This window comes from Parapedobacter sp. SGR-10 (assembly GCF_011030405.1).
Classification (GTDB): domain Bacteria; phylum Bacteroidota; class Bacteroidia; order Sphingobacteriales; family Sphingobacteriaceae; genus Sphingobacterium.
The window spans coordinates 84,567-93,471 of sequence record NZ_JAAJTJ010000016.1 but is presented as its reverse complement, the minus strand read 5'-3'; the positions used below and the strand labels follow the sequence as shown (position 1 = coordinate 93,471).

The window sequence follows — 8,905 nt, the reverse complement described above, 5'->3', positions numbered from 1 at the left end:
TATTTGCTGTATGCAGCGGCCCCATGGTATATACCGTGGGGCCGTTTTTGTTTATTCTTCTCCGATATGCTAACTATCGATCATCCTCATCTATAAAATTTTTGCTTGCCTACCCATCCATTATTATATGTTTGGTAAAAAAACTTTTACCTTAAAATTTTCTGAATACATATTTTATACCGTAAAATTGTACAGAATACTTAATCGGACAAGTAGTTATGTTTAAAAAAATTCCTTTCAACGGATTCTTATATCCTCTCGCTATCGTACTTTTTACATTGTTAGCTGCCTCCATGGCATGTGCTCAGGTACAGCGGCCCAAGCTGGTTGTCGGGTTGATGGTTGACCAGATGCGTTATGAATACCTATATCGTTTTGCAGACCGTTATGGCGAAGACGGATTCAAACGTTTGCTTAGAGACGGTTTTTCTTGCGAAAACACACTTATTAATTATATTCCCTCTTTTACGGCAGTAGGGCACAGTTCGGTGTATACCGGTTCAGTTCCTTCTATTCATGGTATTTCGGGCAACAACTTTATGCTTCAATCCTCCGGACAGTCTATGTACTGCACGCAGGATGATGATGTAGAGGGAGTAGGAATAGGAGCTAACGAAAAGGAAGGCAAACAGTCACCGCGTAATTTGTTGGCATCCACGATTACCGATGAGGTCAAATTGGCTACTAATTTTCGATCAAAGGTCATCGGCATCTCCATTAAAGATCGTGGAAGGATTCTTCCTGCGGGACATTTTGCGGATGCAGCGTATTGGTTTGACAGTAAGAGCGGCAATTGGATCTCCAGTACATTTTATATGCAAAACTTACCACAATGGGTGACGAAATTCAATGCACAAAAATTGGCGGAGAAATACTTAAAACAAGATTGGAATACACTTTACCCCATAGATACTTATGTCAATAGTATTGCCGATGACAACAGATACGAAGGCAAATGGCCGGGAGAGAAAACCGCCACATTTCCGCATCGTACATCCGAGCTGATGAAAGATGTTGGCCTGGAGCTTATCAAAACTACTCCCTATGGCAATGCCTTGACCCTGGATATGGCCAAAGAGGCCATAAAAAATGAAAAATTGGGGCAGAACCAGCCGGGTGTGCCGGATTTTCTGTGTGTCAGTTTGTCGTCGACGGACTATGTCGGTCATAGGTATTCTTTGACGGCTGTAGAGATAGAGGATATCTATCTTCGACTGGATAAAGATATTGCCACCTTTTTAAGGTATCTGGACGAGCGGGTAGGAAAAGACAATTATACTGTCTTCCTTACGGCTGATCATGCCGCCTCCTATAATCCGTTGTTTTATACGGACAACAAGGGCAACGGAGGCTATTTGTTTACACGCCAGTTTAAACGTGAACTGGATAAAGAATTGCAAAGCAAATTTGGACACAGTAAGATCATACGTAGTGTTCTCAACTATCAGGTGCATTTGAATTATGATAAAATTGATTCGTTGCAATTGGATATGGATGCGATCAAAAAAGTCATTACCCAATATTTAAAAAAACAGGAGGGTGTAGCTTACGTTATCGACATGGAAACAGCAAATCCAGGAGATATGTTTATTCCTGCTCCTATACGGGAAAAGATAATCAATGGCTACAACAGGAAGAGAAGCGGAGCGATTCAAATCATTGCAGAACCCCAATGGTATAACGGTACGCCCAGAAGTCCTGGAACATCGCATGGCGTATGGTCAGCATATGATTCGCACATACCATTGATATTTATGGGATGGGGTATCAAACCGGGGGTAAGCAACAAACAAGTCCATATAGTAGATATTGCTCCCACATTGGCCTCATTACTCCATGTCATGGAGCCAAACGGAAATATAGGTAAACCTATTACAGAAGTTTTGGGACAATAGAATATTGCAGGATTTTTTGTATTTTTCCTCTATAAAAAGAGCCTTCAAAGGCAGAGGAGAATTACATAAATCCATTTTATATGCGGTCGCAATTATATTGCATATAAAAATGAATTTATGTAAGTTTGGGAAAATATAGATTATGCTTTCTAAGAAAACAAAATACGCCATCAAAGCCTTAATGGTATTGGGTAGGAATTACGGAAAGGACCCTATGCAGATTATAAGGATCGCAGAAGAGGAACGGATTCCGAAGAAATTCTTAGAGCAGATCCTGTTGGAGATGCGCAATGCGGGCATTCTCTATTCCAAAAAAGGAGCTGGCGGAGGCTATAGCTTGAATAAGGCTCCCGAAGATATTTATCTTTCACAGGTCATGCGCCTTATCGATGGTCCTATCGCCCTATTGCCTTGTGTCAGTCTGAACTTTTACCGTTCTTGTGACGAATGTGTGGAGGAGCATGCCTGTGGAATACGGGATACTTTTGTCGACGTACGCAATGCGATGTTACAAATCCTCAACGATACCAGCATCGCTTCGTTGATCAAAAAAGAAGGTGAACTGGGATACTTTGGAAACCTTCAAACCCAAGAGTAGTTCCACACTAACAAGGTACTGGGTTGTTTATTGACCTTTTGTTTTCCTTCAAAAAAAGCCATCAGAATATAAAATAAAGATGATAATTAGACAATCTGATTATCCGTTACGCACCTGTTATATTCGCAATGACCAGTCTGTCAAATAATTTGTCACCGAAACACCTTCTGTTCAATTTGTAAATGAACTCGTTGAGGTACAGCTGTAGGTACTTCCTTTTGATTTTATAGTAATTGCCCAGCAATGTCCGTTTTGCGTTGCTGATGGCGATATGTACCCATTTGAGTGTTTCCTTGGTGGAATGTGGGGCTGATGCAACATCGGATCTATAAATCATAGGTGTAGTGTATGAATGATTGCCTACGTTAGGCAAGCTTCGCAATTCACCAAGGTTGAGCATGAAAATAGAAAATTTGAATAGCATTTTAAACAGGCTCTTAAACCTAAGAATATTTTGCAAGTCTAAGTCGGTATATCTGCTATATAAAAAAGATAAACGTATTTTACAACTCACATTTTATAATACAAGAAGTACTATTAAATAAATATTGACATTTCAAGTAATGAATTTTATAAAATAAAACCACTTAAATATTATGATTAGAAATATTATTTTATTGCTTCTCTCTAATTGTACCTTATTTTTTAACTTTAATATGGGCATGGCAAAAGAGGGTATAGATCCTATTAACAAGAACATTGCAAAAACTACACATGATCCAATTTATGGAATAGTATTCCCAACGGGGATGACAAAACTAAATCCAATTAAACAAAGCGAAAGATTAAAGTCACTAAATGGAATAAATATTGCCTTAGTAGGCGGAAGTTTTAATGCTCACATCACTCATATTGAATTAAAAAGACTATTTCTGGAAAGATTTCCAAACTCAAAAGTTTATCTTTTAAATGAAATTGGCAATGCGGGCCAATACACTCCTCAAAGTCGTCAAGTAAAAGAATTTCAAAGTAAATTAAAAGAGCTAGGGATTCAAGCTGTTATTTCTGGAAATGCCGGATGTGGTATCTGTACTTTGAAAGAAGTAGGTAATAGTATTTCTGCTGAATATATAGGTATACCTGCTGTTACTATAGCGGCTACATCCTTTTCAAATTTAGTAATCTCGACAAGTATATCTAAAGGTTTATCAGCCCCTCGTGTTGCAATATACCCAGGAGCATTTACCTCTCATACTAAAGAAGAATTGATAGAAAATACGCAAAAAATTGTCTTTCCACAAGTAATAGATGCCCTAATGAAAGGTATTACAGAGGATGAATTAAAAAAATATGATAAAGAGACTGTTTATAATCCTAAGGATATCATTTTTAGTGGCACTTACACGGAAGTGAATAACTATTTTGTTGATAACAACTGGTCGGATGGATTTCCAATTGTTCCTCCTACATTGGACAGAATTGAAGATTTTTTGAAATATACAGATTATGCTTGGGATCAAGTAATAAACACTGTCCCTCCCTCAAATAGAGAGATATTAACATGGCATGTAGCAGTAAATGGTGTGATGGCAGGCTGCAAGCCAGAATATATGCCCATCTTGATAGCCTATACCAAAGCAATGTCTAATGGGAACTACAGAAGACCGTTATCTAGTACTCATGGATGGACTCCATATGGGTGGATTAATGGTCCACTAGCACGTCAGCTAGGGTTGGATAGTGGTCAAGGTATGATAAGCAATCCCAATAACGTGACTATAGGACGATTTATAAATTTGGCATTATTAAATTTTTCGGGCTATTCAATAAAAGAGAATCGTATGGGAACTTTTGGATATCTAATGCCTTGGTTTTTTTCGGAAGATGAATTGGCGTGTGAAAGAATAGGATGGATGCCTTATCACGTTCAAAAGGGATTTTCTATTCATGATAATGTGTTTACTGCGGCTTCAGCATTATTGTGGGGGAATAATCTCACTCCAGCAACTCCAGATCCAGACAAAATAATTGAGCTAATATCTTGGGATATAACCGAAAAGCAACAGAACGCACTAGGAGCGACTAATCCAACTGTTCATAGAACTCTATTAGTTACTGAATCTGTGGCAAGAGATCTTTCGAAATCTTATTCTAAGGGTGGGCTGGAAGATATGTTGATAAAGACTGCTCGGCGTCCTTCTTATATGCGAGCCTATGCCAATTATTGGGCTAATCCTGGTAGCCAGCAATATGAGAAATATACCTTCAATCAATATCAAGCGAATATTAACAGAAAGGAAAATGCTCAGCTTACTGATTTACCTAAATGGTTTGAATTTGAAAATGTTAACTCCCAAAAAAAGGTGCTGACAGTTTCTGTTATGGAGAAAGGAATGACCTCAATAATTGTTGCAGGTGATAGTGATAGAAATAAAGTGCAAACAATACCAGGAGGAGCGTTTTATAGCGTTAAAATAGATCTACCTAAAAATTGGGATGTATTAATGGAGAATTTGGGATATAAATCATTGAAAGAGTTTATGTTTTAAAAGTAGATATTAATGAAACATAAATCGCAACAATTGGTTGCGGATTTTAGTATTTTACCCTTTCATTTGTACACCTTTGCTCTATAGAAACCGGGTACCCATGATTTATTTCCATATCCCTTTCTGCAAGCAGGCTTGCCATTACTGTGATTTTCATTTCTCCACTTCGCTAAAGTATATGGATAACCTGCTTGTAGCTATGCGCCGGGAGGTGGGCCTTCGTCAAGACTATCTACAAGATAGGACAGTACATAGTATTTACTTTGGTGGAGGTACCCCGTCCATTCTGCCCGTAGATGAGATCCAAAAGCTGATCGACAGTGTAGCAGCGCATTTTGAGATTAGTGCTGAAGCAGAGATCACATTAGAAGCCAATCCCGATGATTTGGATATCGATAAAGTAAAGGCCCTCCGTTCTACACCTATCAATCGTCTCAGTATAGGTATTCAGTCTTTCTATGAAGAGGATTTAAAGTGGATGAATAGGGCTCATAATGCCCAGGAAGCAGATGCATCCATCAAAAGGGTGCAGGATGCCGGTTTTGAAAACATTACCTGTGATCTTATCTATGGTTATCCGTTATTGACCGATGAGAAATGGAATTCCAATATACAGCGTTTGGTCGATCTGCAGGTGCCCCATATTTCTTCGTACTCCATGACGGTCGAGAAAAAGACAGCCCTGGCTCATTTTATCCGTCAGGGAAAATCGGCCCCTATAGATGAGGAACAAAGTGCGGAACAAATGTTGGTGCTCATGGACACCTTAACCCAATATGGTTATGAACATTACGAGATATCCAACTTTGCAAAAAAGGGAATGTATGCCCAGCATAATACTAACTATTGGAAGGGTAAACATTACCTTGGTATAGGTCCTTCGGCACACTCCTACAATGGTCGGTCACGCAGTTGGAATATTGCCCATAATATGCGATATATTGCTGCTGTACAAGAGGGCCAACCGGCTTACGAAACGGAGGATCTGGGTCTTCACGATCGGATAAACGAATATATTATGACCTCCTTGCGAACGATGTGGGGAATTGATATGATCTATTTTGAACAGGAGTTTGGTCAAGATGTGTCTCATAATCTGATGGCGGAGGTACATCCTTTTCTGTCAAAAGGACAAATGCTCCATAAGGATGCCTCACTAGTATTGACGGATCAGGGAAAGGTCATAGCTGACCACATTATCTCCCAATTATTTATTCTTTGATAATATGGTATAAATTTGACGTTTTTATTGAAATTATGCCAATGAAATACCCTAAAGTAATTTGCAAAATACTAATTTTTCAATAGTACTTGGTTTTTACTTTGGATTATACCTAAGTTTGTCCCATAATCTTTACAAAAAAAGTTATGATACAACCAGCAGCTTTTGAAGGGGAGATCAAAAGCTATAAAGACAAACAAAATAAAGCTGTAGACTTTATAAAAATTGTCAGTGACCTATGGTTCAATAAGTCTATTGAGCTAGTACTTTTCAGAAACCAACTGATTGATCGGCGTGTCAGCGTCATCTTGAACCTACACCAAAACACAACAGCGCTTACGAATGATCGTCCTTTGCATATTGATGAAACCTTGAGGGTGGCCGAGGCAGTACATGCTCTTCATCTTGCGCCTTCTCGCATCGATATAGGCAAATTGACGCTAAAAATGCGAGAGAACCGGATTTCCGAAGACGAACTTCCGGATTTTGTGAAAAATGAATTGCTGGGCGCCGATAAGCATGAATCTTTTGATCCCAGGGATGTGGTGCTATACGGATTTGGACGCATTGGACGTCTTTTGGCACGTGAACTCATCAGTAAGGCAGGTGGAGGCCGGCAACTGCGATTGCGGGCCATTGTGACGCGGGATCATATCGACGCGGACACGCTGCGAAAAAGAGCGACACTCCTACGGAATGATTCTATACATGGTGATTTTGAAGGAGAAGTTGAAATAGATGTTCAAAAGAATGCGCTCATCATGAATGGGACGACGGTATATATGATTTCTGCGGCATCGCCGGAGGAAATCGATTATACAGCATACGGTATACAGCAGGCACTCATCCTGGACAATACAGGCGCTTATCGTGATCTCCAACAATTGTCCAGACATCTTTTGTCTAAAGGTGCCGCTCAGGTATTGTTGACGGCTCCTGGCAAGGGTGTGCCTAATATCGTGTATGGAGTCAATGAAAATAGTATTGATACGCAGACGACTGCAATATTTTCTGCCGCTTCCTGTACGACCAATGCCATCTGTCCTATACTGGATGTTGTCCATGCTTCTTTAGGGATAGAAAGTGGACATATCGAAACTATACACTCCTATACCAATGACCAAAATCTGGTTGACAATATGCACAAGAAGGCAAGGCGTGGACGTGCAGCAGCATTGAATATGGTCATCACAGAGACCGGAGCAGGAAGTGCCGTGGCCAAAGTCTTACCGCCATTGGCAGGAAAACTTACATCCAATGCAATTCGGGTGCCCGTGCCCAACGGTTCGTTGGCCATATTGAATCTCCGGCTCCGCACAGAGACATCCGTTGAAGCCATCAAGGGCATACTGCGCAAAGGGGCACTGGAAGGTAGACTGGTAGAGCAGATACGCTATTCGGATAATTCGGAATTGGTTTCTTCGGACATTATCGGCACGACTGCTGCATCAGTGGTGGACGCCCCGGCAACCATCGTCTCTGCCGATGGGCAGCATGCCATCCTCTACGTGTGGTATGACAATGAGTATGGATATACGCATCAAGTCATGCGACTGGCACGCCATATCGCAGGTGTACGGCGATACACCTATTATTAACTGTCCAATTTCAATTTTCTTATATTAATTTTGAAAAGCTGCCTCCTTGGAGGTGGCTTTTTTCCTGTAGAATAATGCTAACTGCCTTTATACTTAGTGACCTCTTCCCGAATTCGTTTTATGACCGAGTCGTCCAGACGCTCGATCCGTAAACCTTGCTCCAATTCATTCAATATCCATTTGTGCAAGGGCTTCGGCTTATCGCTATATTGCCATCCGATGATATATATAGCCTTGGTATGCTGGTGAACGAGCACGGAAAAATTGTCGATCAACCGCTGATTGTCAAAACCTGCTAACACATAGTAAGGGAAATAGAGATTGGGATGTTCTGTCAATTCAAACTGTAGTTTTCTATTTGCCTTATAAGGGACGTAAGGCAATCCATGGATCAGGCTCAATGCCTGAATACGGTTTACGCTGTCTACGATGGATTGTTCCTCTGCCGAATATGAAAAAGGATATGGATAATATTTGCTCTCGAAAAGATAATCTTTTGCACTCTGCTGTGATGGCAAAGGATGGACAAGCTGGCCATTTCGATCGATCAGATGGAACCTCAAGGTATCTCTGTCTTCCTTTGGTGCAATAGTCCAATGCTCGCCTCCGGCCAAGGTCACTTTCTTCAATTTGCCATCATAGACCTTTGCATAGCCATAGTTGAATGGTTCGGCAAATTCCCAGCCGGGTGGCGTTACCTTATTGCCCAAGCGGTCAGCAAAACCGATTTTTCCGTTTTCAGCATATCTTCTTAATCCTTCCTGCCAATAATCCGGACCATTGTCAAAGAACTGTGGATAATATAAGAACTTCCCCATGCGATCATATACGGCGCCCATTGGGATGGCAGGTTTTGAAAAGTCATAATCCATACCAAAAGGGAGAACGTTAAACTCAATCGTAGCTTCGGTTATGGAATCCACGGGATGAAAACCATATAAGGGAAAAGCCGGAGCAATGATCGTATCCCCCTGCGCATTTCGTACACCGATCAAGGTACTGTCCGCATTGGAAAAATAGTATAGTTGTCCGCGTACAGCCATGGACCAACACATGCTTAACAACAGTAGAGTGAGCTGCTGACCTTTCATATACTTTTTTTT

At 40.6% G+C, this 8,905-nt stretch carries 6 protein-coding genes and 1 pseudogene; 5 read left to right on the top strand and 2 right to left on the bottom strand.

Annotated elements, in window-relative coordinates:
* Positions 1-218 precede the first annotated feature (218 nt).
* Positions 219-1,895: an alkaline phosphatase PafA gene (gene pafA / locus G5B00_RS12265; protein WP_163875613.1), complete on the top strand. Its 1,677-nt coding sequence runs from the start codon at positions 219-221 to the stop codon at positions 1,893-1,895.
* Positions 1,896-2,037: 142 nt separating this feature from the next.
* Entirely contained in the window at positions 2,038-2,493 is a 456-nt protein-coding gene (locus G5B00_RS12260) for an RrF2 family transcriptional regulator (protein WP_163875610.1), read from the top strand.
* 106 nt (positions 2,494-2,599) lie between these two features.
* Here G5B00_RS12260 and G5B00_RS12255 read toward each other — a convergent pair.
* Positions 2,600-2,794: pseudogene (locus G5B00_RS12255) on the bottom strand (transposase); the annotation flags it as partial.
* A gap of 295 nt (positions 2,795-3,089) precedes the next feature.
* On the opposite strand from G5B00_RS12255, the gene G5B00_RS12250 reads away from it, so the two are divergent.
* The 3 genes from G5B00_RS12250 (at position 3,090) to G5B00_RS12240 (ending at position 7,802) form a co-directional block, all read left to right on the top strand.
* Positions 3,090-4,982, top strand: coding sequence for a hypothetical protein (locus tag G5B00_RS12250; RefSeq protein ID WP_163875607.1), 1,893 nt, complete (start codon positions 3,090-3,092; stop codon positions 4,980-4,982).
* A 100-nt stretch (positions 4,983-5,082) separates the two neighbouring features.
* Positions 5,083-6,204, top strand: a complete 1,122-nt coding sequence (gene hemW, locus G5B00_RS12245; RefSeq protein ID WP_163875604.1) for a radical SAM family heme chaperone HemW — start codon at positions 5,083-5,085, stop codon at positions 6,202-6,204.
* A 146-nt stretch (positions 6,205-6,350) separates the two neighbouring features.
* Positions 6,351-7,802, top strand: a complete 1,452-nt coding sequence (locus G5B00_RS12240; protein ID WP_163875601.1) for a glyceraldehyde-3-phosphate dehydrogenase — start codon at positions 6,351-6,353, stop codon at positions 7,800-7,802.
* A gap of 77 nt (positions 7,803-7,879) precedes the next feature.
* Here the strand turns inward: G5B00_RS12240 and G5B00_RS12235 are convergent, their stop codons facing one another.
* Positions 7,880-8,893, bottom strand: coding sequence for a WG repeat-containing protein (locus G5B00_RS12235; protein WP_163875598.1), 1,014 nt, complete (start codon positions 8,891-8,893; stop codon positions 7,880-7,882).
* Positions 8,894-8,905: the final 12 nt, after the last annotated feature.